We start from the raw sequence: 23,959 nt of genomic DNA, 5'->3' as shown, positions 1-23,959 counted from the left end.
CACGCGTCTCCACTTCCGGCCGTCAACGTCGTCACCGTTCTCCGCCTTTTTCCTCACCGTAATGACGCCCCCGGAGGGGCCGTACCCTTAAGCACCCCTAGGGGGTGGAGTCGTTCGACCTGCTTTCAAGGGGACTTGGAGGTCGAATGAACGCCTCACGTAGGACAGGGAGTCGAGGAGTTCCGCGGCGGTGACGGCGTGTGCCGGACGCACGTCGGCGACACCGGTCAGCGGCATCCTCCCGACATCCGCCCAGCGCAGCCGGCCGTCCGCCGCGATGTAGCTCCTGCTGCGTCCGGCGTTGTCCGGGTGCAGGCAGTAGGGGACGTCCAACCGGCCTTCGGCGAACGCCTTCAGAAGTGCGGCGCCGGGGTCGTCGTCCAGGTTGAGCACCGCGTCGACCAGCGCGTACGCCTCGGCGTACGTCTCCGTCGCGGTGCCGTCCAGCGGGGCGCGGGCGGTGCGCGCGGCGGCGTCGGCCGCGTGTTCCAGGGCGGCGACGTTCTCCGCCACCGTCGGGATGCGCCGGGATTCCGCGACGGTCTTCACGATGAGGCGTTCCGAGCCGCTCGCGACGGCCAGTGCGGCGGCTTCGGCGAGCAGTCGGCGGGCCCCGTGCTCCGTCTGCGGGAACAGTCCCATGTAGGCGTAGACGACGACGTGCCATTCGGTGTCCGGGAGGAACCGCGCGCACAGGCTGCGCAGCGCGGCCACCGCCTCGGCGTCCTGACGCGGATGCGTCTGCTGGGCGTAGCTCACGGAAATGCTCCGGATTCCGTGTCGTCGGAAGAACAGCGCCTCCAGCACGCTGATCGCCACGAGGAGCCCGGACGGGCAGAGCTGGCCCAGCATGCAGCCGCCGAAGGTCTCCAGATGCGGTTCCGCGCCGCTCGCCGCGCGCAGGGTGGCGAGCAGTTCGCAGGACTCGGACCAGTGGGCGACGGACTCGCGCAACGGGACCCTGCCGTACGGCAGGCAGTAGGAGACCGGCCCGCCCTCCGACGCGTCGAGTCCCACGGCCATCAGTGCCCGGAAGATGTGCTGGGGTGCCGCCGAGCCGTGCCGTACCTGCACCGGAAAGGCGGGGCCGTGGATCCCGTCGAGGACCCGGCGGGTGGTGGTGGTCTCGTGGCTGGCCAGCGGATAGCCGTTGAGATCGGCCCCTTCGAGGACGGCGAGCTGCGCCGACTCCAGGTCGCCGACCCGGGTGTAGCTGTCCAGGGTGAGCGTGCCGACGGTCGTGGCGTCGGCGTCCCGGGTGGCGAGCAGCCCGGCCCGCATCCGGTCCGGGTCGCTCATGCCCATCCGGGGCTGTACCACCAGCCGTCCGGCGTCGTGGGCCCGGCGCACGAACGCGCCGAACCCGGCGCCGGGCGCATCGGGGCCCGCCGAGGCAGCGGTCACACCAGGGCCCGCTGGGGCAGCGCGTCGAGCATTTCCCGGAAGTCGGTGACGCCTTCGGCGCTGTCGTCGAAGACCGCGTCGTAGCCGGCGGCGCGCAGCGCGGTCGTCTCCGCCTCGTCGCAGGGTCCGGCGATGCCGAGCTTGCCGCCGATGACGACGGGTACGGCGGCGAGCGCGGGGTGCTCGCGCAGCCGGGTGACGGTACGCATGCCGTCGTGGTAGCCGTGCCCGTTGACGCTGCTGATCACGACGAGGGCGGGGTCGTGGGCCACGGCCTCGCGGATCAGCAGGTCCTCGGGCACGCAGGGGCCGAGGTTGATCACACGGTGGCCGTGCTCCTCGATCAGGAGCTGGAGGTAGACCAGGTTCCAGGTGTGCGAGTCGGAGATGCCACCGGCCACGAGCACGGGCCGGTCGCCGGGGGCGGGGGTGGGGACGTCACTCATCACAGGGCCTGTCCGTGTTCATAGGTTCGGATGTGCTGGATACGGGAGACGGAGACGAGGTCGTCGCCACGGACGACGATCTCGGCGGGAGCGGGCCTGCCGAGGAACATCAGCAGGCTGGCGGTGGGTCCGTAGGAACCGGCGTTGGGGACGGTCAGCAGGTCCCCGGGGGCCGGGTCGGGCAGCGGCACGGCCCGGCCGAGCAGATCGCCGGGGGTGCACAGCGGTCCGGCGAGGTGGGCCGGGGTGCCGTCGGTGCCGACGGACTCGTGCGGTTCGACGGAGACCGGCAGGATGCGGCCGAGGCCGGACATCCCGCCGAAGGTGTTGATGCCTGCGTCGAGGACGGCGTAGCGGGTACCCCGGCTGTCCTTGACGTTGACGACGGTGGTGAGCAGGGTGCCGCTGTCGGCGACCAGGTAGCGGCCCGACTCGCAGGCGATGCGCGGGGCGCCGTCGCGCCAGCCGGGGAAGTGCTCGTCGAGCGAGGCGGTCAGGGCGTCGCGCAGTCCGCCGTAGGCGGGGCGGTGTCCCTGGACCGCGTACGGGGCGGCGAAGCCGCCGCCGATGTCGACGAAGCGGAACGGCACCCCGAGGGCGTCCCGGAGGGCGGCGGCGGTGGCGATGGTGTGCCGGAACTCGGCGACGAGGCTCGCCTCGTCCTTGGCGTTGCTGAGCGGGAAGAAGTGGAGTCCGGCCAGGGTGGTGCCGGGCACCTCGCGCAGCTCGGCGGCGAGCCCGGGCAGGGTCTCGCTGTCGAAGCCGAACTGCGAGGGCACACCGGTCATGCGGATGCTGGTGGCCGCCGCCCCGGTCGCGTTGTTGACCCGGATCAGGCAGTCGGCGGTGACGCCGAGCCGTACGGCCGTCTCGCCGACGCGCCGCAGATCGCCGAGGGATTCGACGGAGAACATCCGCACGCCCCGGGTCATCGCCTCGGCCAGTTCCCCGGTGGTCTTGCCCGGACCGGTGTACAGCACCTCGCCGCCGTCGTACCCGGCCCGCAGCACGGCGTCGAGTTCGCCGACGGAGCTGATCTCCGCGCGACAGGCGCGGGTGCCGTGGGTGTCCCGAGAGCTTTGGGTATCCCGAGAGCTGTGGGTATCCCGAGTGCTGTGGGACCCGTCGGTCCCGCGGGCGGTGCCGGTGCGCAGTTCGCGCAGGATCTCCGGGTGCGGGTTGGCCTTGGCCGCGTAGAACACGGCGACCTCGTCGGGCAGCGCGGCGAACAGGTCGTCGCGCGCCGCCGCGACCCGGTCCAGGTCGTAGACGTAGGCGGGGGTGCCGAAGCGCCGGGCGAGTTCGGTGGGGCCGGTCACGGCGTGGACGTTCCTTCCGGGTTCTCCAGGATGTGGACGAGCCGCTTGCGGTCGTGCTTGCCGTGCGGGGTCAGCGGCAGTTCGTCGACGACACGGCTGACCCCGGGCACCTTGGCGGGCTCCAGTCGCAGGGAGAGCTCCCTGAGCAGGACGTGCGGGTCGATGTCGCCCTCGGCGAAGACCGCGAGGTCCCGGCCGGGGGCGGGCGGCAGGACGGCGGCGGCGCGAACGCCGGGTATGTCCGTGGCGGCGGCCTCGATCTCGGTGGTGCTCATGCGGACGCCCTTGTGCTTGAACATGTCGTCCCGGCGGCCCTCGTAGAACAGGAATCCGTCCTCGTCGACGTGCCCGAAGTCGCCGGTGTGCAGGCGTGGTCCGCCGTCGGGAGCACGCCGGAAGGCACGCGCGGTCTGCTCCGGCGCGCGCCAGTAGCCCGGCATGACGTGCGGTCCCTCGACGACGATCTCCCCGGTCCGCCAGGGCGGCAGCGGAGTGCCTTCGTCGTCGACGACGAAGGCACGGGTGCCGGGGAGCGGGCGGCCGACCGATTCGGGCTTGGCGTCCTGGTGTTCGGGGGGCAGCACGGAGACGCGTTTGCACTCCGTCTGCCCGAACTGGGTGATCACCTCGGCGCCGGGGAACGCCGTACGCAGCCCGTCGGCGGTGGTCTTCGGCAGCGCGGCACCGGTGTTGGTGAACATGCGGACGGTGGATTCCCGGCGCGGTTCGCGTTCGGCGAGCGCGCAGATCATGGTGGCCAGGGACGGCACGATGGGGACGACCGTGGCCCCGGTCTCCCGGATGCGGCGCAGCAGCGCCAGATCGGACTCGCCGTCGGCGAGCACGAGGCTGCTGCGTCCGGCGGCGGTCAGCAGCACCTTGTAGAGGCCGTAGTCCCAGGAGATGGGGAAGCGGCAGAAGACCACGTCGTCGGGCCGGTAGCCGAGTTCGAGGTTGATGGCCTCGGTCGCGAAGACCATCCGGCCGTGCGGGCAGACGACGGCCTTGGGGGCCGCGGTGGACCCCGAGGTGTAGACGAGGACAGCGATGTCCTCGTGGCCGACGGGACCGCCGTCCCCGCGCGCCTCCGTCTCGCGCAGTTCGGTGATCTCCCGCCAGGTCGTGTCCAGGCCGCGTACGGAGATGCCGTCCGCGAGCGCGGCGACGCGGTCGACGGCGGGGTCGGTGACGATCAACAGCGAGGGTTCCGCGTTCTCGACGACCGCGCGCAGGTGGTAGTCCTTCATGCCGGTGTTGACGGGGACGAGGACGGCGCCCCGGCGCGCGGTGCCGTACAGCAGGGCGACGAGTTCGCGGGTGCTGGGCAGCTGCACCAGAACCCGGTCGCCGTGCCTCACGCCCTGTGCCCCCAGCCAGGCATCGACGGCGTGGCTCCGGGCGGTGAGCTCCCGGTAGGTCCACTGCCCGGCGCTGTCAGCGACCGCCGTCGCGTCGGGGTGTTCGGCGGTGGCCTCGTCGAGCAGGTCGTGCACCAGGGCGTCGGTGCGAGCCCGCGTTGTCGTTCGACCGTTCACGGCGGTTCCTGCCGTCCTTCCTGTCGCCTCCATCGCTTCTGTCGCTCCCGTTGCTCCCGTCGCTCCTGTGGCTGTGGCTTCTTCCGTCGCTTCTTCCGTCGCTTCTTTCGCCGCTTCTTTCGTTCCTGTCACTGCGCCTCCTGCCGTCCTTCGCCTCTGTTCGCAGGCCCGGCGGGCCGCCGCCGCAGGGCTTCGGCTCGAAAGGTGAGCTCCCTTCGGTCCGTCTTGCGGTTGGTGTTGAGCGGGAGAGCGTCCAGATGGTGGTAGGCCCGGGGGACGACCGCGGCGGGCAACAGCTCCCGCAGGTGACGGGCGAGCCGGGCGGGCGGTACGGGGGCACCGGTGTGGAAGACGGCGAGTTCGGCCGTACCGTCCACGGGGACCGCGACGGTCACCGCGTCCTCGACGCCCGGACAGGCGCGCACGGCGGCGTCGACCTCGGCCAGTTCCACCCGTACACCGTGCACCTGCGCCTGGGCGTCCTGGCGGCCCAGGTAGAGCCAGCCGTCGTGCTCGGTGCGGCGGACCCGGTCGCCGGTGCGGTAGAAGCGCTGCCCGTCCCGTTCCAGGAAGCGCCCGGCGTCGTCGGCCGGATCGAGGTATCCAGGCGTCAACTGCGGTCCGGAGATGCACAGTTCGCCCTCGTCGCCGATGCTCGGCGAGCGCTCGTCGGTACTCGGCGAATCACCGCCGCCCGGCGAACCGTCGTCGGCCAGCAGCAGCACACGGTGCCCCCGGTGCACATCACCGATCGGGACCATGTCGTACGGGTGCTCCCGGCCGGGCCGCCACCGGTGCGCGCTGACGGTGATGGTGAGTTCGGTCGGCCCGTAGAGGTTCTCCAGCACGGTGCCGGGGGCGGCGGCCATCCAGTCCTCGGCATCGCGGCGGCTGAGCGCCTCCCCCGCGAAGAAGCTCCGGCGCAGCGACGGCAGGGCACCGGGCGCGAGCCCGCCGGTGCGCCGCACCAGCGTGATCGCGCTGGGCGTGGAGAACCACACGGTCAGCCCCTGCTCGGCCACGAACTCCGGCAGGTGCGCGTAGGCGCGGGCGGGGACGGGGACGACGGTGGCCCCGGCACCCCAGGCGCAGAACAGGTCGAACATCGCGCAGTCGAAGTTGAGGTCGAAGGTCTGCGAGAAGACGTCCCGCGGACCGAAGTCGTAGCGCTCGTCGAGCAACGCGAAGTAGTGCGCGGTGTTGGCGTGGGTGACCGGTACGCCCTTGGGCCGGCCGGTGGATCCCGAGGTGAACAGCACATAGGCGACGTCCGCCGGGCGGGCGGGCATCGGCGCCTTGAGCGTGCTGTCGGGGTCGACGGGGATCACCGGCATCGGCTGTCCGCCCGGGGCGAAAAGGGTGGGCAGCCGGACGCCGTCCTCGTGCAGCGCGGTCAGCGCGGGCAGGGCGTCGTCGTCAGCGATCAGAGCTCCCACCCCGGCCGCCTCGATCATCTGCCGGGTGCGGGCGACCGGGAAGGCCGGTTGCAGGGGTACGACGACGGCACCGCTGTGGAGACCGGCCAGGAAAGCCGCGTACGCCGTCGGCCCCTTGCCCGCCAGCACGCCGACGGCGGGCGGCCGGCCGGGGAAGCCGGCGAGCAGCGATCCGGCGAGCAGCAGGGCCCGTTCGTGCAGTTCGCGATAGGCGACAGCGGTGCCGTCGATCCGCAGCGCGGGCCGCTCGGGCGCCAGGGCCAGACCGCGCAGGAACCGTCCGGACAGCGTCCCGTCCATGGTGGGATCGGTGGGATCCACGGTGGCCGCCCTGTCAGCTCGTGGTGCGCTGGAGCATGCCTTCGACGGTCTCCCACAGCACGCCCGCGGTGCGGAAGGTGTCCATGGTCAGCGCGCTGTCGAGGAAGCGCACCTGGTACGTCTCCTCCAGGGTGCCCAGCAACTGGACCGTGCCGAGGGAGTCCAGGCCGAGGTCCTTGAGTTCGGTGTCGGCGGCCAGCGGTTCCTGCGGGGGCAGGAACGGCAGGAAGGTGCGGAGTATCTCTTCGAACCGGTCGTCCCACATGGGGGTGTACCTCCTGCTGATCGTTCGGTCGGGTACGGGCCGTGCCCGGACGGGTTCGTCCAGGTGCGTTCAAGTTCGTTCGGGCCCGGGCGGGTTCAGGCAGCGCGCGGGCGGCGCCGGGGCGTCATCGCGAGGCGGGGATGCGCCGAGACGACGTCGAAGGTGCGGGTGGTGAGGGGAACCCGGCCGAAGAGGCTGTCGGGCCCGGCGACGCACAGTCGTCGCACGCCCGCGTCCCGCAGTGTCGTGACGACGCTCGGCCAGTCCATCGGGTGGTCGAAGCCGTCGAGCAGCATGGTGCGCAGCTCCCCACCGGTGTGCAGCAGCCTGCCGTCCTGGTCGGCGACGACCGGCAGCGCCGGGTCGGCGAAGGTGTGACGGGAGACCACCTCGCGCTCCGCCCTGGCGCGCAGCGGGGCGAACGCGGAGGCGTGCATGGGGGGCCGCATGGTGTACAGGGGGAGGCTGCCGATGGCGCGGAGCTGTTCCCGCATCCACTCCACGCGCCGCTCGGCCAGGGAGACCATCCAGAAGTCTTCGTCGACGCGGCAGGAGATCTCGTGCCACTCCCCCGCGTCGTCGAGTTCGGCGAGGATCGCGTCCAGTCCCTCGCGCGGGGCGCGGGCGAAGGAAAGGGTGACGACGTCCTGGTGGTGGTCGGCGAAGTAGTCGTCGAGGCAGCGCGCGATCCCGGCGGTCAGCCGGACGGCGTCGGACAGCTCCAGGGCCCCGGTGTGGGCGAGGGCGGCCTTCTCGCCGAAGCTGGGGCCGGCGACGATGTCCGGTTCGACGCCCAGGTGGTCGCGGGCCCAGTGGGCACAGGCCAGGCTGTTCACGAAGAAGGCGACCTGGGCCGCCTCCGAGTAGTCGCCGTCGGCGCACCGGAAGGCGTCCACGAGCGAGTAGCCGAGCGCCTCGTCGGCGACGGCGACGAGTTCCCGGGCATAGGGGCTGGCGACCATGAACCGGCCCACCTCGGAGAACGGGACGGGTCCCATGCCGGGGAAGACCAGAGCGGTGTCGTACGCCATGGCGGTGTCCCCGCCCCCTTTCGCAGGTGCCGGCAGCGTGTGGCGGCCGGTCTCGTGAAGTGCCCGTTGCTCCGACGTGATGTCACAAACCGTCTGTCCCAAGCTGCTGTCACCGGCCGAGCTGTCACAGGCCGCTGTCACAGGCCAGCTGTCACAGGCCGTTGAGGAACCCGGTCACCACCTCGAAGAACCGTTCCGGTTCCTCCAGGTGCGGCAGGTGGCTGGACTCCTCGAAGATCTCCCAGCGGGCTCCGGGCACGCGCTCGTGGTAAGGCCGGACGACGTCCGGGGTGGCCTCGTCGTGACGGCCGCTGATGAGCAGTGTGGGCGTGCGGATGGTGTGCAGGTCCTCGACGATCGACCAGTCCTTCAGGGAGCCGATGACGTGGAACTCGTTGGGGCCGTTCATCGCGTAGTAGACGGTCGGGTCGTTGTAGATCTCCATGAAGGAGGAGAGGAAGTCGCGGGGCCACGGGGTGAGCCGGCACACGTGGCGCTCGTAGAAGACCCGCATGGCCGCCAGGTACTCCTCGCTGTCGTACGTGCCGTCCGCCTCGTGCCGCAGCAGCGCCCGCTGCACGTCCGGCGGCAGATCGGCGCGCAGCCGGGCCATCTCCTTCAGCCAGACGGGGTACGAGGCGGGCGCGTTGGCGACGACCAGCCCGCGCAGTCCCGGCGGCCGTCCCATGGCGTGCCGGGCGCACAGTGGACCGCCCCAGGACTGCCCGAACAGCACGTAGTCGTCGGCGACACCCAACTCCCGTACGAGGTTGGCGAGTTCGTCGAGGAAAAGGTCGGGGGTCCAGAACTCGGCCCCCTTGCCGGGCAGATGGGTCGATCCGCCGTTGCCCAGCTGGTCGTAGTGGACGACCGGCCAGCCGTCCTCGGCGAGGCGGGCCAGCGGCAGCAGGTAGTCGTGTGTGCTGCCGGGCCCGCCGTGCACGACGACGACCGCCGGACGCCCCGCGCCGATGTCGCCGGTCACCCGGTACCAGGTCCGGTACTCCCCGAAGGGAATGGTGCCCTTGGCGCTGGGGACGAGCCCCTTCGCGCTGGGTTCCGGGGACACGCTGATCACCTCTGCTCGGCTACGGGGCACGGCGGCCGTCCGCTCACGGGGGTCGGGCCGGACCGCGGAGCGCGGAGCGCCAGGCGCGGGCGCCGGACGACCGTGCTTCCGCCGTGGTCCGCTGCCGACGCTAGCCGCAGCCCCGGCGTCCGACGGACCCCTAACCGCCCCTAGTGCTGCGACCGGAAGGGTTCACCGGCTCGCGACGCCCGGCACGGCACCTCGCCGCGTTGTCGGGACCGTCCACGTACGCTCCGTACGAGGACGCCCCTCCGCCTCGCGATGCACCGCGCCGGACGCCGTTCGCCGATACGCCACGGATTTCGGACCGCCCTTAGGGGCGCCTAGGGGTGGGCCACCCCCGGCCACGCTGCCTAGCGTGCGGGGGACGGCCGACCGCGCCGCACCGGCGCCGAGCCCGGAGCCCTTCCCGCGGTGTCGGCGTGCCGCACTCCCTCCCGCGTGAAGAGGACATCATGACTGCACCTGCCGAAGCGGCCGACGAGGACGCCACCCCGGAGTTTCCGATGCGGCGGGGCTGCCCCTTCAGCCCTCCCCCCGCCTACGCCGAGCTGCGCGAGAAAGAGCCGGTCTCCCGGGCGCGGCTGAAGGTCGACGGCAAGCGGACCTGGCTGGTCACCCGGCACGACCTGTACAAGAGCCTGCTCGGCGACTCGCGGGTGAGCGCCAACCTGAAACTGCCGGGCTATCCCCTCCAGGTGCCGGTGCCGGAGGAGACGCTCCAGTCGGTCCCGCTCACCTTCCTCTCCATGGACCCTCCCGATCACACGGTCCAACGCCGCATGCTGGCACCGGAGTTCAGCGTCCGTCGAATGCGCGAGCTGCGCGCCCGGGTGCAGCAGATCGTGGACCAGCAGATCGACGAGATGCTCGCCAAGGGAACCGGCGGCCCGGTGGACCTCGTCACCGCCCTCGCGCTGCCGGTTCCGTCCCTGGTGATCTGCGAACTGCTCGGCGTGCCGTACGAGGACCACGCCCGGTTCGAGAAGTGGGCCTGGGCCATCATGAACCACGAGGTCAGCGACGAGGACCGGGGCCTCGCCCACTACGAGCTGGACCATTACGTCGACGGTCTGGTCACCGCGAAGGAGAGCGAGCCGGGCGACGACATGATCAGCCGGCTGATCGCGTTCAACCGGCAGACCCCGGCGGTGGAGCACTCCGACATCGTCAGCATGTCCAAGCTGATGCTGGTGACCGGTCACGAGACCACCGCCAACATGATCGCGCTGGGCGTCCTGGCCCTCCTGGAGCACCCGGAACAGCTCGCCGCCGTGCGCGAGGATCCGGAGCTGATGCCGCGTGCCGTGGAGGAGCTGCTGCGCTTCTTCTCCATCTCCGACGCGGGCACGGCGCGCGTGGCCATGGAGGACATCGAACTGGGCGGAGTCACCATCCGCACAGGCGACGGCATCCTGCCGCTGAACAACGCCGCCAACCACGACGAGCGGGTCTTCCCCGACCCGGACCGACTGAACGTCCGCCGCGAGGCGCGCAGCCATGTGGCCTTCGGTTACGGCGTCCACCAGTGCGTCGGCCAGAACCTGGCCCGGATGGAACTCGACGTCGTCTACTCCACGCTGCTGCGACGGATACCGACACTACGACTGGCCGCGCCGGCCGAGAAGCTGCGGTTCAAGGACGACGCCATGGTCTACGGCCTGTACGAGCTGCCCGTCACCTGGTGACGGCGGCGGACCGCACCGCCACACGCACCTCTCCCCACCGCTGAACCATCCGCCCGCTTCCTCCCCTACCAACCGACCGTCGTCCGTCAGCCCCTCGACCGTCGGCCCGTCGGCCCCTCGGCCCGCCAGCCCGTGCGCCCGTAGTCCGACCGCCCAGCAGTCCGTCAGCCCGCCCGTCCGAGAGGCAGCCATGACCCAGTCCGCCGACCCGGCGCCCGAGACCGCGTCGTCGTATCCCCGTTTCCCGATGCGGCGCACCTGTCCGTTCAGCGAGCCGCCCGAGTACGCCGGACTGCGCGCGGACGAGCCGGTGTCGCGCGCCGAGCTGAAGGTGAACGGCAAGCCGACCTGGCTGGTCACCCGACATGAACACGTCCGTCAGGTACTCGGGGACCCGCGGGTGAGTTCCAACTTGAAACGGCCCGGCTACCCGCACCAGTTCCACATCTCCGAGGAGATGCTGGCGCACGTCCGGCTGATGCTGTTGTCCATGGACCCGCCGGACCACACCGCGCAACGACGCATGCTGATACCGGAGTTCACCGCGCGCCGAGTGAAGGAGATGCGCCCGCGCATCCAGGAGATCGTCGACGAACGCATCGACGCCATGCTGGCCTCCGACGGCCCGGTGGACCTGGTCACGGCCCTGGCCCTGCCGGTTCCGTCCCTGACCATCTGCGAACTGCTGGGCGTCCCCTACGAGGACCATGCCCAGTTCGAGGCGTGGTCCGCGGCAATGATGAACCACGATCTCAGCCCGGAGGAGTACGGGGCCTCCGTGCAGGCCCTGGACGCGTACCTCGACAAGCTCGTCACCCTCAAGGAGACCGAGCCCGGCGACGACCTGATCAGCCGGTTCCTGGACAAGAACCGCACCGAGCAGGTCGCCGATCACGTCGATGTGGTGACCATGGCGCGCATGATGCTGGTGGGCGGTCACGAGACGACGGCCAACATGATCGCCCTCGGTGTGCTGGCGCTGCTGGAGCACCCGGACCGCCTGGCCGAGCTGCGGTCGGACCCCGCACTGCTGCCCAACGCGGTCGAGGAGCTGCTGCGGGTGTTCTCCATCTCCGACTCCGGCACCGCGCGGGTCGCAGTCGAGGACATCGAGGTGGGCGGGGTCACCATCCGCGCCGGTGAAGGCATCCTCGCGCTGAACAACGCCGCCGACCACGACGAGGCCGTCTTCCCCGACCCCGGCACCCTCGACCTCCGCCGCCAGGAGGCGCGCAGCCACCTCGCCTTCGGATACGGGATCCACCAGTGCATGGGGGCGAACCTGGCCCGCGCGGAGCTGGAGATCGTGTACGGCACCCTGCTGCGCCGTGTCCCCGGTCTCCGGCTGGCCGTGGCTCCGGAGGAACTGCGCTTCAAGGACGACGCCATGGTCTACGGCGTCTACGAGCTGCCCGTCACCTGGTGACGGCCGATCCGATCGGATTCCCTGCCATGCGTGTGACCACCGACTACGACCGGTGCGTTGGCTCCGGCCAGTGCGCGTTGCTCAGCCCCGAGGTCTTCGACCAGGACGACGACGGCCTCGTCCTCGTCCTCCAGGAGAAGCCGGTGGCAGCGCTGCACGGCAGCGTCCGCCGCGCGGCGGACCTGTGCCCGTCGCGCTCCATCCAGATCCACGACTGACCGAGCCGCGGCCGGGGCCGGCCCTCGGATGCGGACCGTTTCGTGGCCCGGTGCGACGAGGCCGTACGTACCGGGCGCTTCACCTACGCCGTGTCCTTCTTCCTGACCGCCGGCACGCTTCCGCGAGAGGACCGCGGCCCCGCGGACGGATCCCGCCGTCATCCGCCTGCCCGAAGCCGACGGCCGGTCACCCGCCTGGCTGGTCTCGCTCGGCAGGGCGCGGTCCGGCGAGGGACTCGGCCTGTTCGAGGAAGAGCGGCAGCCACTGTTCGTACGTGGTGTTCGCCAGGTACCGCAGGGCCGTCTCCGCGTCCTTGCCAACAGGGGTGTGCAGCGGTGTGTCGGGGTCGTCGACGGCCGCGAGGATCGCCTCGGCCACCTCGCCGCAGTCCCCGGCGCCTTCCTGAACACCGGTGAGGAACCGCGCGATCCATGCCTGGTCCGCGGCGTACGGGCCGGCCTCGTACGGCTCCGGCAGGGCGGCCCGGCCCACGGTGTCGCGATGGATGCGGGAGGCGAAGCTGCCGGGTTCGAGGCACACCACGCGGATGCCGAAGGGGCGTACCTCCGCCGACAGGGCCTCGCTGAGGGCGCCGAGGGCGGCCTTGCCGGCGGCGTAGAACCCGCCGTGCGGCACGGCGAACGTCCGACCCGCGAGGGAGGAGACGTTGACGACGACGCCGCTGCGGCGGGCACGCATGGCGGGCAGCACCGCGCGCACGGTGCGCAGCGGGCCCCAGAGGTTGGTCTCCATCAGCGTGCGTGCCTCGTCGAGCGGCATGGTCTCGACGGGGCCGGTGCGGTCGACGCCCGCGTTGTTGACGAGCACGTCGACAGGACCGTGCCGTTCCTGCACCTCGGTGACCGCGGCGATGACGGAGGCGTCGTCGGTGACGTCCAGCCGGGGCACGTCGAGGACGAGGTCTTCGGCCCGGGCGCGCCGGAACAGTTCGTCGGCGGTCGCCGGATCGCGTACGCAGGCGTGGACGCGGTCTCCCCTGCGGGCGAACGCCAGCGCGGTCTCCAGGCCGATGCCGCTGCTGCAACCAGTGATGAGGACGGATGTCATGTCCGTACCGACCGCTTTCCGGGGTGTAGGGGATCCGGTTGTCCCCGCGCGAGTAAGGGGAGGAAGGCGGTGGGAAGCCTACGGACGCGCCCTGGCACCTTCAGCCCCTACGGCCCCCTACCCCTGCCCGTTCCCCCGCTCGTTCCCCTGCCCACGGCCTCCCCAGTCCCCCGCCCACGGTCCCGCACGGTGCCCGGCCGGGCGCGCGCTCAGCCGAAGGCGGCGCGGAAGCGGTCGCGCAGGTCGGTGAGGCGTTCGACGGGTTCGTTGGCGAAGACCAGCCGCAGGTGGTTCGCGCCCTGCGGGCCCCATCCGGTCATCGGGGTCGCGGCGACCTTCCCGAGTCGGAAGAGGCGGTCGGACGCCTGTGCCGGGGTCAGGCCGAGGGCGGCGGTGTCGACAAGGAGGGACCAGCCGCCGTCGGGGCGGACGCACGAGTAGTCGGCCAGTTGCCGAAGGACGAGATCGCCGCGCTGCTGCCAGGTCCGGGTGGCCGCGGCGACATCGGCGTCCGCGTCCGGGGAGTTCAGGGCCGCGGCGACCGCCTGCTGGGCGATGCCGACCTGGCAGACGACGTTCGTCATTCCGACCAGGTTGACGTCCGCCATGATGCGCGGCGGACCGACGACCCAGCCGACTCGCCAGCCGATGAGGCGCAGTTCCTTCGACGCCGAGCCCACGGTGATCGTGCGATCGGTCAGACCGGGATGGCTCGCCGGGTGCTCGGGAGCCCGCCCGTCGAACCGGATGCGTTCCATCGCGGCGTCGTGGATGATCCAGCAGTCGTACTCGGCGGTCGCGGTAGCGAGCGCGTCCCAGTGGGCGCGGTCGAGCACGGCGCCGGTGGGCATGGCGGGGGACATGACGAGGACCGCGGCGGTGTTCGGCCCGACGGCCGCGGCGAGCTCGTCGGGGTCGGTGGTCCATCCGTTCGGGCCGGGCGTGCAGCGCACGTGCCGGGGGACGCCGCCGACGAGGCGGATCCGGTTGATCAGTCCGGCGTAGATGGGGTCGCAGACGACGACCTCCTGTCCGGGTTCGACAACGGCCAGCAGCACGTTGAGCACCCCGTTGAGGCCCCCCGCGACACTCACGCAGTCCGTCGCCGGATCGTAGGTGTGACCGGCGATCCGGCCGACGTGCGCGGCGGCCGCGTCCCGCAGCGCGGTGTGGCCCTGGAACGGCAGATAGCTGTTCGCGGCGTCGTCGTCGATCGCGGAGCGCGTGACGTCGAGGGCGACCCGGGGCGGCCTGATGTCCGTGTCGAGGTTCTCCAGGCGCAGCAGCTCGGGATCGTGCGCGGCGTCAGCGGCGTCGCCGATCTCGTTGACTCCGATGCCGGGGATGTGCCGCAGGCGCGACACGCTCATGGGGACCACCTCACAGAACTCTTCGAGCGGGAAAAGAAGGGTGAAAGAAAGGACGAAGGACGAGGAAGAAGAAGGAAGGGCGAGGAGGAGGGCGGGGCGCGAGGCCGAAAGACGCGGCCACCACGGCCGACCGCAACACCATCGCGTTCCATAAACAGAACGTTCTGTTCATGGAACAATAGCTCCTGCGGGAGGCACGCGTCAAAGGGGCCTCGATCGGACAGCGGGAGCGGGGAGGGGCCATGGACCTGGCCGGACAGGTGGGCCGCCGGTTGAAGGAACTGCGCGTCGAGCGGCGGGTGTCGCTCTCCGAACTGGCGCGACGGTCCAAGGTCGGCAAGGGGACGCTCTCGGAGCTGGAGAACGGGCGGCGCAATCCCACGCTGGAGACCCTGTACGCGCTGACGACCGCGCTCGACGCTCCCCTCAGCGCGATCCTGCCCCCCTCCTCCACCCCGCCCTCCACCGCGGAGCGGGCCGAGATCTCGGGCCGCGCCGTGAGCGCCGTGCTCATCGAACGGTTCGAGGACGCCGCCGCGGTCACGGAGGTGTACCGGGCGAGGATCCGCGCCGGAGCGGTTCAGACTTCGGCCGCACACGCACCCGGCACCAGAGAACACCTCACCGTCCTGCATGGCACCGCACGCGTCGGCGAGGTCTCCGGTCCGCTCGTTGCGGGCCCGGGGGATCACGTCGAGTGGGCCGCCGACGTAGCCCATCTTTACTGCGCTCCTTCCGGAGACGTCGAGGCGATCCTGATCGTTCGTCACCCGGCACACGCCGCCGACGGGAAGCACGGGTCCGTGGAGTGAGACCGTCGTTCGGCGGTCGGTCCAACGGCCGTCCGGCGGCGGGCCCGCTCCCACGCCCTCAGTCGTCGGAACGGCGACGGGACGCCTCGGTGTGCCCGAGGTACCGGCGGGCCACCCTTTTCCAGGGTTTTTCAAGTCCGGGCCGTTCACGCTGCGCAGAATTCACCCGCAGCGCAAAACGACAGAACGTTCCTCCGTCACGGATTAGCGTGACGGCATGGAACTCATCCAGATCACTCCCTCTATTTGGCAATTGCCACTTCCCGTTGGGCATGTTCACTTCGTGCGTCTGCTGGACGGATACGCCCTGATCGATACCGGCGTGCCGGGGTCCGCCCCGGCGGTGCTCGCCGCCCTCGATCAGCTCGGTGGACGCCCCCAGGACGTCCGGCAGATCGTTCTGACCCACTCGCACGTGGACCACATGGGCTCGGCCGCGGACCTCGTCGCCGCCACGGGTGCCCGTGTACTGGCCGGAGCGCTGGACGCCCCGTTCATCCGCGGCACCGCCCCCGAGCCCGAGGCCGTGCACACCGCCTCGGAACACGCGCTCCACGAACAGATCATGGCGGGATTCGCCGACGCGGAAGTACCGCCTCTGAAGCATGTGCCGGTGGACGTCGAACTGCGGGACGGCGACACACTCGACGGCTGGCCGGAGCCCGTTCGCGTTCTGCACGTGCCGGGCCACACTTCGGGAAGCATCGCGCTCCATTTCACGGAAAGCAGCGTGCTGTTCTCGGGTGACACCATCGCCACCCAGGACGGACGGGCGATCCTCGGTCCGTTCAACCTGGACCGGCAGCAGGCCATCGCCTCGTTCCGGCGGATGGCCGCGCTGGACGTGGAGAAGGTGTGCGTACCCCATGGCCTGCCGTTGCTGGAGAACGCCGGCGCGGTACTTCGGGCGGCCACTCCGGAGAACGACTGGGTGTGAGACGCATCCACCGGTGATTGCGGAACCTCCGGGCGTCGGCACCCCCGAGGTTCCGCAACCCAGAGGTTCCCCGACCCGTAGGTCCCCGATCCGCGCCCGGAATCCGGATCGCCCCCGGCCGCCACTTCCCGGAGAGTGCCCCACCGTCAACCCGGCGCGCGGGAAAAGCATGCAACAAACCATGATTGACCTTTTGTCACTGGGTGACCACTTCATGGCCTTGCGGTGAAATGCGAAGTTCGCCGCGGGGGCCGTCCTGTGGTGTCACCGACGGAACCAACGCATCGGACAACGCCTGGCGGAGGCCCGCGCCCTGCGCCACTCGATGGCGCACATCGACCAACTGCACCACCGCGGCTTCGAGTTCGCGATACGCGATCTGATGTACCGCGACGGCTGCACCGACGCGGTACAGGTGGGTGGCGCCGGGGACAACGGCGCCGACGTCAAGGCCACCGACCCCTACGGGCGGCGCTGGGTCATCCAGTGCAAGCACCGCCGCGCCGGACTGGCCGGGGCCGCCGTCGGAACACCTGATCTGCAGGTTCTCAACGGCACGGGCCGGCCCGTGCACAAGGGCGATGTCATCGTCCTGGTCACCAACGGCCGCTTCTCCGGACCGGCCCTGGACTTCGCCAGATCTCAGCGCCTGCACCTGGTGGACCGAGCGACGCTGGCCACATGGGCCGACGGACACCGCCCCCTGTGGGAACTGCTGCACGCCGTGCCCTCTCCCCGAGCCCCCAGGCCGTCGTCCTGACGCAGGCGGAGGCACCGCTCCGGGGTGGCCGGCCCGGCCCCGTCATGGGGGAGCGGCCGGATGGCATCCGCTGCCGTCCCGTTTCCGGACCGGCGACGCCACCCGGCCGCGTACGTGTTCCCGACCGTCGCTCCGTTCAGCCGCTGCCCGAGCGGGTCAGAACACGAACGGTCCGGGCGACTGGGTGGACGACGCGTTGCAGGTCGCGGTGATACCCATGACCACGACCTTGAGGGACTTGGCCTCCAGGCTGTCCCCCGAGGCGACGGTTCCGCTGAGCGGGCCCGTGGAAACGGGACTGCCCGCGGGGATGGCGGGGTTGGAGTTTCCGGTGAACGTCACCGTGCTCGTGCCCTTGTTGGTGAGCGTGAGAGTCGATTTCACCGAGTTCGCCCCGACGTCGATGGGGGCGGTGATGGCGGAGGTCGAGAGGTTGATGGTCGCTGCCGTGCCGCTCTGGGTGGCGGTCAGGGTCGCGGTGCCCGAACCGTAGATGCCGCAGTTGAAGGAGATCGTGGCGGTGGTGGGGGTGACCGCACCGGCCGTGGAAGTCAGCGCGAGCATGCCCGCGGCGAGGGCGGAACAGACAGCTGTCCGCCGTATGCCATGCCTCATGATGGTTTGGCCCTTCGTGTGGGGGGATCACCGGCGCGAGTTCGCGGTACCACGCCGGAACGTCGCACTCACCTGACAACCCGTCAGGGAGATGACTCCCCCATTGAGGCACGGCCCCCTTGAGACAACAAGGCACATCGCCATGATTTTTGACATGCTCCGACCAAATCGGGCGAAGGGCCCGGCCGGCCCGGAATGGACGAGTCGACGTGGGGTGTTGAGGGATGGTGACGGAAGCGATGGGGAAACGGTGCCGTCTCTCCCGTGCGATTCCAACCGCTTGTCATCCACCGGCCCGCCGCCCGCGCGGCGGCCGTACGCCACGGAAGGAACACCGTCCATGACACACGACCAGCGCACGATCACCAACCCGCCCGCGTTGCACGACCCGACGCCGTACGGTTACAGCCACGCCGTCTCGGCCCCCGGCGAACTCGTCTTCATCGCCGGCCAGTACGCGTCCGACGCCGACGGCTCCCCCGTGCCGGACGGCTTCGCGGACCAGGTGGATCTGGCCCTCGACCGGCTGCGGTCGGCCCTGGAAGGGGTGGGGCTCGGCTTCGAACACGTCGTCCGGCTCGGTTCGTACATCGTGGACCACGAGCCCGCCAGGCTGGAGATCCTCGGCAAGGCGCTGCACGCGCGGTTCGGAGACCGACTGCCGGCCCAGACGTTGAGCGGCGTCGCCTCTCTGGCGATGCCGGGAATGCTGTTCGAGATCGACGCGGTGGCCGTCCGACCGGCGCCCCGGCCGGACACCGACTGAGCGGCCGCGGTCCGGGCCGCCCTCGCCGTCGACGGAAACCGGACCGCGCGGCGAAATCGAGCGACGGCGAAATCGAGCGGCAACAAAAAGACATCGGACCCGAGGTGTGGAGGCGACAGATCCGATGCCTTGATGGGGGTACAGGAGTTACCGGAAGGAATCCCGGACGGATATCACCGAGAGGATTCAGTCCCCGGTGTTGGTGGCCCAGACCGGACGCCTGTCCTTGTTGTAGACAACGACGTTGCCGTCGTCCTGGACGGCGAGGTACGCGCCCTTGCGCCAGGTGTCGGAGGCCCACAGCGGGCGGCCACCGCGGTCGTACAGGACGAAGTTGCCGTCCTCCTGCATGACGGCGTGGTCACCGTTGGGGTACGCGCCGGGCGCCTGCCACGCCGGGCGATTGTCCTTGTAGAGAACGAGGTTCCCGTCCTGCTGCAACCGCAGGATGGCCCGGCCGTTGCCGGAGGTCCAGGCCTGGTTCTTCCGCAGCGTCGCCCTCGGATGGATCAGGGTGTCGGATGCGGGGCGCGCCTCGGCGGAGCGTGCCGCGTCCGGCGCGGACACGGAAGCCTGGGCGGCACCCGCCGCCGTGCCGCCGACCGCGAGGACCGCGGTCGCGACGGCGAGGAACGAAAAAGTACGGAGTTTCATCGTCTTCCCTTCACAGATCAGAAGCCCTGTTTTCCTGGGCCACGCCATGAAACTCCGCCATGTCTCGGGAAGGAAAGCGGCTCACGGAAATCACCAATAATTCGGGATGACCGAAATCCATATCAGCACGATAAATTCCACACGCCCGCCGGGGACCGGTTCACGAACCCGGTGCGACGTCCCGTCGCGCCCGGCCCTGTCGTCGCGCGCGTCCATAGGCTGTCCCGAACGAACCTTGAGCAGATTGCGAGCCGCGCAGTGATACGAGACCTCTACAACGTCCGGCTGCTGCCTGCGGAGGACGACACCACACCGCTCACCGACGAGGAGGAGCAGCGTTTCCGGGCTGTGCTGTTCGGCGAACTCGGCAACAAGATCGCCGACCAGGGCTGGGTACGTTTCCCGGCGTACACGCCGGAAGACCGCCGTCGGCTGGTCGCTGTCGCGCAGCGCCTCACCGCCTACTGGGAACAACAGGTGTTCGTCGAAGCCGAAGACCTGTGCCGCGTCAGGCTCTGCCTCGCGGGACACGAAACGCTGCCGGAGCCGTCGGAGGCGCGCCCCCGCTGATGCGGGCGCGGCCTCGGACAGCCTCAGTGCGTCGAATCTCTCGCCAGCGTCACCACGAGCCGGGCCGTGGTGTCCACGAGCTCCTCGTCGATCGGCTTGCCGAGCACCAGAACCCGGTAGTAGAGGGGGCCGAGCAGCAGATCCACGAGGCGGTCGACGGTCCGGTCGTCGACGCTCAGGTCGTGGCTGCGCGCGAGGAATGCGCGCAGCCCGGCGATGTCCCTTTCGCGTTGTTCGCGGAGGAAACCGTCGCGCAACGAGGCGGCGGTGTCCTTGTCCAGTTGGGCATGGCCGAGAAGGGCCTGCATCACCTGACCGGCCGGCTCCTCGAAGAAGTCGGCCACGCGCTGGAGATGGCTCTTGAGATCGCCTTGCGGGTCGTCCTCCCCCGCACGCCATTCCAGTGCCTCGCGGGCGTCGTCGCTGAGGGTGTCCAGCAGGATCTCGACCTTCGATTTCCACCAGCGGTAGATCGTCTGCTTGGCCACGCCCGCACGCTGGGCGATGCCTTCCATGGTCAAGGCGGCGAACCCGCGCTCGACCAGGAGGTCGTCCGCGGCCCGGAGCACCGCGAGCCGGACGCTCTCACTGCGTCGGGGACCGGTTCGGCTGACGACAGGACTCTGCTGACGGGCCGGCTGGGCTTTCCGCGTGGCGCTGATGGTTCCTTCAACCTCTCAAGTCGTACGTTTCCGTGATTCTGGCACAGCCGGATCCGCCGGGGCGTGGATGGTGTGGACGACGGGTCAGGCGGTCTTCCTGGTGCCGCGGATCAAGCTGATCAGTACGCAGAGCGCGAGTGCGGCCACCACCGCGCTGAACGTCTCTCCTGCCGGGCGCAGGCTGGTCTGCCGGATCAGGACGCCTACGCCGATGGCGGGCACGGCGAGCATGGAATACAGGATGGCGAAGAAGGTGGAGACCGACGCGCCGCGGTGCTGCGGGGCACTGCGCGTGGTGATGCCGCCGATTCCGTGACCGACGGCGATTCCCGTCGCGAGTCCGTTCACCGCGGCGCCGATGAGCAGAGGCGCGAGGGTACTGGTGGCCATGGCCACCGCGATCAGGGCGGCGGCTGCGATCAGTCCGACGCATGCCACGGGCAACGCCGTGCCGGGCCGGAGGAGGCGGACCAGAAGCTGACCGAAGGCGGTGCACGCGAAGGCGATGAAGACCACGAGGCCGGTCGGCGTATGGCTGGACTGGTTCAGCACGGTCCCCAGGAACAGGCCCGTCACGGCGGTGAGGACGCCGAGAACGGCGAAACCGGCGCCTGCCGCCATGGCCGAACGCAGGAAGTCCGACCGGATCTCGCTCGGAATCCGCAGGGGCTGGAACCGGAGGGAGAAGCCGGTCCGGTGGTCGGAGCTCTCGCCGCCCATCACGACCCCGAGCATGCCGATGGCGGCGAGGACGAGCATCACCACCCAGGGCGTACGGAGCGGAGACGGTGCGACGTCTGCCAGGACACCCGCCAGCAGCGTGCCGCACGCGAGGCCGCCCATGTTCGCGAACAGAGCGAGGGTGGCCGGCTTGACGCGGCTGTGTTGTCCGAGCCGTTCGGTGAGCGAGGCGGTGGCGGCGCCGGTGACGAGGGCTGCGGAGAAGCCGGAGACGACCCGTGCGACGAGCATCGCCGCGACGTTCTGGGCGAGTACGAACACGAGGGCGGCGCACACGGACAGCAAGGTCGAGGCGATCAGGACGGGGCGGCGCCCCACCTGGTCGGAGAGCCGCCCGAGGGCCAGCAGCCCGACCACGACACCGATGGCGTAGACGGCGAAGACCACTGTGACGGTGAACGGTGTGAAGCCGAAGGCGTCTCCGTACAGCGGATAGAGAGGCGTGGGCGCCGTCGTGCCCGCCATGGTGATCCAGAAGGCGAAGGCCACGCCGAACACGGCCGGGCCACTGCCGCGGGCCCTTGTCGTCGCGCCGGCCCGATCGGCGGGGTTGGTCGATTTTTCCACTGGAGTGACCTCTCGGAAGTGCGGTTGTGGCTGGATCGGCAGAGCAAGAAGAGTAGACATACCGTTGCGTCTAGCTCGAAGACTAGACGAGGCGTTGCGTCAACTCAACGGGGTGCAGTGTGCGTGATCCGCCGTCCGCTCGCCCCGTCAGGGAGGCGCCCGACGAGCTGGCGATCCATCAGAACAGGGCGGCCGTCACCGAAGTCGCCGAAAAACGTGGTGCCCGACGACCCGGCGGCGGGCTAGGGTGCCGAGCATGAACTTGTTCCAGATCTACGGCTGACGCGGACGGGGCGGACCCCGTTCTCATATCGCACCCCCATGTACCGCTCCCGCGACGGGTTTTCTTCTCGCGGCAGTGAGTGCACGGGTTCGTGTTGCCCTTTTTCGCCATAGACCTGAAATGAGTGATCTTCCATGACCCGTCGCCGTGCCCACATCGCGATGGTCGGCATTCCCGCTGTCAGTCACGTCCTGCCCAGTCTCGAGGTCATCCGCGAGCTGGTGGCCCGGGGTCATCGGGTGACCTACGCCAACGACTCGGCGGTGGCCGACCGGATCACGGCCGCCGGCGCCGAACTGGTCCCGTGCACCTCCACGTTGCCGGTCGCCGACAACAACTGGCCCGACGACCCCGTCGCCGTGATGGACCTCTTCCTCGGCAACGCCGTTCAGGCACTCCCCCAGCTGCGCGCCGCCTACGACCACGACCCGGCGGATCTCTACCTGTACGACATCGGCGCCTACGCCGCACGCGCCCTCGCCGAGGCACAGGGCCGACCGCTCATGCAGCTGTCCCCGACCTACGTGGCCTGGGACGGCTACGACCAGGACGTCGCGGCACACCTGTGGCGGCTGCCGGGCGCCGACGCGTACCGGACGAGGTTCGCGCGGTGGCTCGCCGAGTGCGGGGCCTCCACCACCGACGTGGACGCCTTCTCCGGCCGCCCCGCGCGGACCCTCGCGCTGATCACCCGGGCGATGCAGCCGCACGCCGACCGGGTCGACACCGGCACGGTGACCTTCGTCGGGCCCTGCTTCGACGCCCGTGAGAGCGAGGGAAGCTGGACCCGCCCGGCCGATGCGGAGAACGTGCTGCTCGTCTCCCTGGGATCGGCGTTCACCCGCCGGCCGGAGTTCTACCGCCAGTGCCTGGCGGCCTTCGGTGACCGGCCCGGCTGGCACGTCGTCCTCCAGATCGGGAAGTACACCGATCCACGAGAACTCGGCACCATCCCGTCCAACGTCGAGGTGCACTCCTGGGTCCCCCAACGGGCGATCCTGGAGCGGGCGGACGCCTTCGTCACCCATGCCGGTATGGGCGGCTGCGGTGAAGGGCTGATGGCCGGTGTTCCGATGATCGCCGTCCCCCAGGCCGCCGATCAGTTCACCAACGCCGACCGCCTCGTGGAACTGGGCGTGGCCCGCCGCATCGACACCGAGGACGTCGCCGCCGAGACCCTGCGGAACGCCCTGTACGAGCTCGTCGCCGACGCGGAGGTCGCCCGCCGCTCGGCGCAGCTGCGCGCCGACGCGCGGGCCGAGGGCGGCACCATGCGCGCCGCCGATCTCATCGAGAACCTGTTGGACTGATCCCTGCGCCGGGGGAACGCACCGGGCCGGGTGCGGGCCGGGGGTGGTGGAGCGGGTTCCGCTCCACCACCCCCGGTCCGTCGGCTACGGCGACGGCTGGGGCGTCGCCGTCGCGGTGCCCCGCTGCGAACGCGGGGTCTTCTCGCCCGCCTTGTTGGGATGGATGGTCCTCGGGTCGACGGCCTCGCCCGGCGCGCCCTGGCGGTAGACACCGTCGGGGTCGGAGTCGCGGTCGTGGGGCAGGAGGAAGAACACACGACGCCGGTAGAGGCCGCTGTCCGGGTCGGCTTCGGCAGTGGCGTCGAGTTCGACGTAGCCGATCATCCGCCCGTCGCGGGCATAGCGGGGTCTGCTGCGCCTGCGGGGGGTTTTGTCCAGGGCCTGGCGGACGTAGTCGAGGTGCTCGGTGTCTTCCAGCCACACCACGTGGGCTTCGTGGGTGAGGTCGCCGTCGGTCAGTAGCGAGCTCATGGCCACGACCTCTCCTTCGTCCGCGTGCACCGGTCCGGGTGGTGCCTGAATTGTGTTCCGCTGTTCCGCTGAGGTGTCCGGGATGTCGTCCCCGGTCGGGGGACGTGCGCCCGATGGGCCGCGCCTCCATGGTAGAGGGGGGCGCGGGGCGAGTGCAGGGGTCGGCGTCGCGACCGATGGGCAGGATGGTGGT

The 23,959-nt window shown here is 70.5% G+C and carries 23 protein-coding genes and 1 pseudogene; 9 read left to right on the top strand and 15 right to left on the bottom strand.

The window, feature by feature from the left end; translation table 11 throughout:
- Positions 1 to 87: 87 nt before the first annotated feature.
- The 8 genes from ACFYY6_RS29940 to ACFYY6_RS29905 all read right to left on the bottom strand — a co-directional run bounded on the left by ACFYY6_RS29940 (position 88) and on the right by ACFYY6_RS29905 (position 8,826).
- Positions 88 to 1,404: a methylaspartate mutase gene (locus tag ACFYY6_RS29940; RefSeq protein WP_351634719.1), complete on the bottom strand. Its 1,317-nt coding sequence runs from the start codon at positions 1,402 to 1,404 to the stop codon at positions 88 to 90.
- The gene (locus ACFYY6_RS29935; protein ID WP_351634721.1) at positions 1,401 to 1,850 is read right to left on the bottom strand and encodes a cobalamin-dependent protein; all 450 of its coding nucleotides are present in this window, start codon (positions 1,848 to 1,850) and stop codon (positions 1,401 to 1,403) included. Before ACFYY6_RS29935 ends, ACFYY6_RS29940 begins: the two co-directional genes overlap by 4 nt.
- Entirely contained in the window at positions 1,850 to 3,169 is a 1,320-nt protein-coding gene (locus ACFYY6_RS29930) for a type III PLP-dependent enzyme (RefSeq protein WP_351634724.1), read from the bottom strand. Before ACFYY6_RS29930 ends, ACFYY6_RS29935 begins: the two co-directional genes overlap by 1 nt.
- Positions 3,166 to 4,704, bottom strand: a complete 1,539-nt coding sequence (locus ACFYY6_RS29925; protein ID WP_351634726.1) for an AMP-binding protein — start codon at positions 4,702 to 4,704, stop codon at positions 3,166 to 3,168. The genes ACFYY6_RS29930 and ACFYY6_RS29925 overlap by 4 nt, the downstream gene beginning before the upstream one ends.
- A 128-nt stretch (positions 4,705 to 4,832) precedes the next feature.
- On the bottom strand, positions 4,833 to 6,440 hold the full coding sequence (locus ACFYY6_RS29920; RefSeq protein WP_351522958.1) for an AMP-binding protein: 1,608 nt from the start codon (positions 6,438 to 6,440) through the stop codon (positions 4,833 to 4,835).
- 34 nt (positions 6,441 to 6,474) lie between these two features.
- Positions 6,475 to 6,726, bottom strand: a complete 252-nt coding sequence (locus ACFYY6_RS29915) for a phosphopantetheine-binding protein (protein ID WP_351522947.1) — start codon at positions 6,724 to 6,726, stop codon at positions 6,475 to 6,477.
- Between the two features lie 95 nt (positions 6,727 to 6,821).
- Positions 6,822 to 7,757 carry an ACP S-malonyltransferase gene (locus ACFYY6_RS29910; protein WP_389196542.1) on the bottom strand — a complete coding sequence of 312 codons (936 nt, stop codon included), beginning with the start codon at positions 7,755 to 7,757 and terminating at the stop codon, positions 6,822 to 6,824.
- Between the two features lie 151 nt (positions 7,758 to 7,908).
- Positions 7,909 to 8,826 carry a proline iminopeptidase-family hydrolase gene (locus ACFYY6_RS29905; RefSeq protein ID WP_351522950.1) on the bottom strand — a complete coding sequence of 306 codons (918 nt, stop codon included), beginning with the start codon at positions 8,824 to 8,826 and terminating at the stop codon, positions 7,909 to 7,911.
- Between the two features lie 476 nt (positions 8,827 to 9,302).
- On the opposite strand from ACFYY6_RS29905, the gene ACFYY6_RS29900 reads away from it, so the two are divergent.
- From ACFYY6_RS29900 to ACFYY6_RS29890, 3 genes are all read left to right on the top strand, one after another.
- A complete protein-coding gene (locus ACFYY6_RS29900; RefSeq protein ID WP_351522952.1) occupies positions 9,303 to 10,535 on the top strand; it encodes a cytochrome P450 in 1,233 nt (410 codons plus the stop codon).
- Positions 10,536 to 10,725: 190 nt separating this feature from the next.
- A complete protein-coding gene (locus ACFYY6_RS29895) occupies positions 10,726 to 11,961 on the top strand; it encodes a cytochrome P450 (protein WP_389196539.1) in 1,236 nt (411 codons plus the stop codon).
- A gap of 26 nt (positions 11,962 to 11,987) precedes the next feature.
- Positions 11,988 to 12,179 carry a ferredoxin gene (locus ACFYY6_RS29890; RefSeq protein ID WP_351634736.1) on the top strand — a complete coding sequence of 64 codons (192 nt, stop codon included), beginning with the start codon at positions 11,988 to 11,990 and terminating at the stop codon, positions 12,177 to 12,179.
- Positions 12,180 to 12,366: 187 nt separating this feature from the next.
- On the opposite strand, the gene ACFYY6_RS29885 is transcribed toward ACFYY6_RS29890, so the two are convergent.
- A complete protein-coding gene (locus ACFYY6_RS29885) occupies positions 12,367 to 13,248 on the bottom strand; it encodes an SDR family oxidoreductase (RefSeq protein WP_351634738.1) in 882 nt (293 codons plus the stop codon).
- 209 nt (positions 13,249 to 13,457) lie between these two features.
- Positions 13,458 to 14,618, bottom strand: a complete 1,161-nt coding sequence (locus tag ACFYY6_RS29880) for a pyridoxal phosphate-dependent aminotransferase (RefSeq protein WP_389196537.1) — start codon at positions 14,616 to 14,618, stop codon at positions 13,458 to 13,460.
- Between the two features lie 242 nt (positions 14,619 to 14,860).
- On the opposite strand from ACFYY6_RS29880, the gene ACFYY6_RS29875 reads away from it, so the two are divergent.
- The 3 genes and pseudogenes from ACFYY6_RS29875 to ACFYY6_RS29865 form a co-directional block, all read left to right on the top strand.
- Positions 14,861 to 15,430: a helix-turn-helix domain-containing protein gene (locus ACFYY6_RS29875; RefSeq protein WP_388651986.1), complete on the top strand. Its 570-nt coding sequence runs from the start codon at positions 14,861 to 14,863 to the stop codon at positions 15,428 to 15,430.
- Positions 15,431 to 15,647: 217 nt separating this feature from the next.
- The gene (locus ACFYY6_RS29870) at positions 15,648 to 16,367 is read left to right on the top strand and encodes an MBL fold metallo-hydrolase (RefSeq protein WP_388968718.1); all 720 of its coding nucleotides are present in this window, start codon (positions 15,648 to 15,650) and stop codon (positions 16,365 to 16,367) included.
- 247 nt (positions 16,368 to 16,614) lie between these two features.
- Positions 16,615 to 17,127 (top strand): annotated as a pseudogene (locus tag ACFYY6_RS29865) (restriction endonuclease); the annotation flags it as partial.
- A gap of 156 nt (positions 17,128 to 17,283) precedes the next feature.
- Here the strand turns inward: ACFYY6_RS29865 and ACFYY6_RS29860 are convergent.
- Positions 17,284 to 17,742, bottom strand: coding sequence for a hypothetical protein (locus ACFYY6_RS29860; RefSeq protein ID WP_073788057.1), 459 nt, complete (start codon positions 17,740 to 17,742; stop codon positions 17,284 to 17,286).
- Positions 17,743 to 18,082: 340 nt separating this feature from the next.
- Between ACFYY6_RS29860 and ACFYY6_RS29855 the strand changes: the two genes are divergently transcribed.
- Positions 18,083 to 18,508: a Rid family hydrolase gene (locus ACFYY6_RS29855; protein ID WP_351525916.1), complete on the top strand. Its 426-nt coding sequence runs from the start codon at positions 18,083 to 18,085 to the stop codon at positions 18,506 to 18,508.
- A 186-nt stretch (positions 18,509 to 18,694) separates the two neighbouring features.
- Here the strand turns inward: ACFYY6_RS29855 and ACFYY6_RS29850 are convergent, their stop codons facing one another.
- Positions 18,695 to 19,162, bottom strand: coding sequence for a hypothetical protein (locus ACFYY6_RS29850; protein WP_351631615.1), 468 nt, complete (start codon positions 19,160 to 19,162; stop codon positions 18,695 to 18,697).
- A 258-nt stretch (positions 19,163 to 19,420) separates the two neighbouring features.
- Here ACFYY6_RS29850 and ACFYY6_RS29845 point away from each other — a divergent pair, with 258 nt between their 5' ends.
- The gene (locus ACFYY6_RS29845; RefSeq protein WP_389196534.1) at positions 19,421 to 19,732 is read left to right on the top strand and encodes a hypothetical protein; all 312 of its coding nucleotides are present in this window, start codon (positions 19,421 to 19,423) and stop codon (positions 19,730 to 19,732) included.
- Positions 19,733 to 19,755: 23 nt separating this feature from the next.
- Here the strand turns inward: ACFYY6_RS29845 and ACFYY6_RS29840 are convergent, their stop codons facing one another.
- Together ACFYY6_RS29840 and ACFYY6_RS29835 are read right to left on the bottom strand one after the other, a co-directional pair.
- The gene (locus ACFYY6_RS29840) at positions 19,756 to 20,301 is read right to left on the bottom strand and encodes a TetR/AcrR family transcriptional regulator (RefSeq protein WP_351631611.1); all 546 of its coding nucleotides are present in this window, start codon (positions 20,299 to 20,301) and stop codon (positions 19,756 to 19,758) included.
- Positions 20,302 to 20,478: 177 nt separating this feature from the next.
- On the bottom strand, positions 20,479 to 21,702 hold the full coding sequence (locus ACFYY6_RS29835) for an MFS transporter (RefSeq protein ID WP_389196532.1): 1,224 nt from the start codon (positions 21,700 to 21,702) through the stop codon (positions 20,479 to 20,481).
- 417 nt (positions 21,703 to 22,119) lie between these two features.
- Here ACFYY6_RS29835 and ACFYY6_RS29830 point away from each other — a divergent pair, with 417 nt between their 5' ends.
- Positions 22,120 to 23,295 (top strand): macrolide family glycosyltransferase, encoded by a 1,176-nt coding sequence (locus tag ACFYY6_RS29830; protein ID WP_389196530.1) that lies wholly within the window; start codon positions 22,120 to 22,122, stop codon positions 23,293 to 23,295.
- An 84-nt stretch (positions 23,296 to 23,379) separates the two neighbouring features.
- Here the strand turns inward: ACFYY6_RS29830 and ACFYY6_RS29825 are convergent, their stop codons facing one another.
- Positions 23,380 to 23,766, bottom strand: a complete 387-nt coding sequence (locus ACFYY6_RS29825; RefSeq protein WP_351520723.1) for a DUF6009 family protein — start codon at positions 23,764 to 23,766, stop codon at positions 23,380 to 23,382.
- Positions 23,767 to 23,959 lie beyond the last annotated feature (193 nt).

Origin of the sequence: Streptomyces sp. NPDC001750 (assembly GCF_042892615.1) — a bacterium.
Taxonomy (GTDB): Bacteria; Actinomycetota; Actinomycetes; order Streptomycetales; family Streptomycetaceae; genus Streptomyces.
This window is presented reverse-complemented; position numbering and strand designations above follow the sequence as displayed.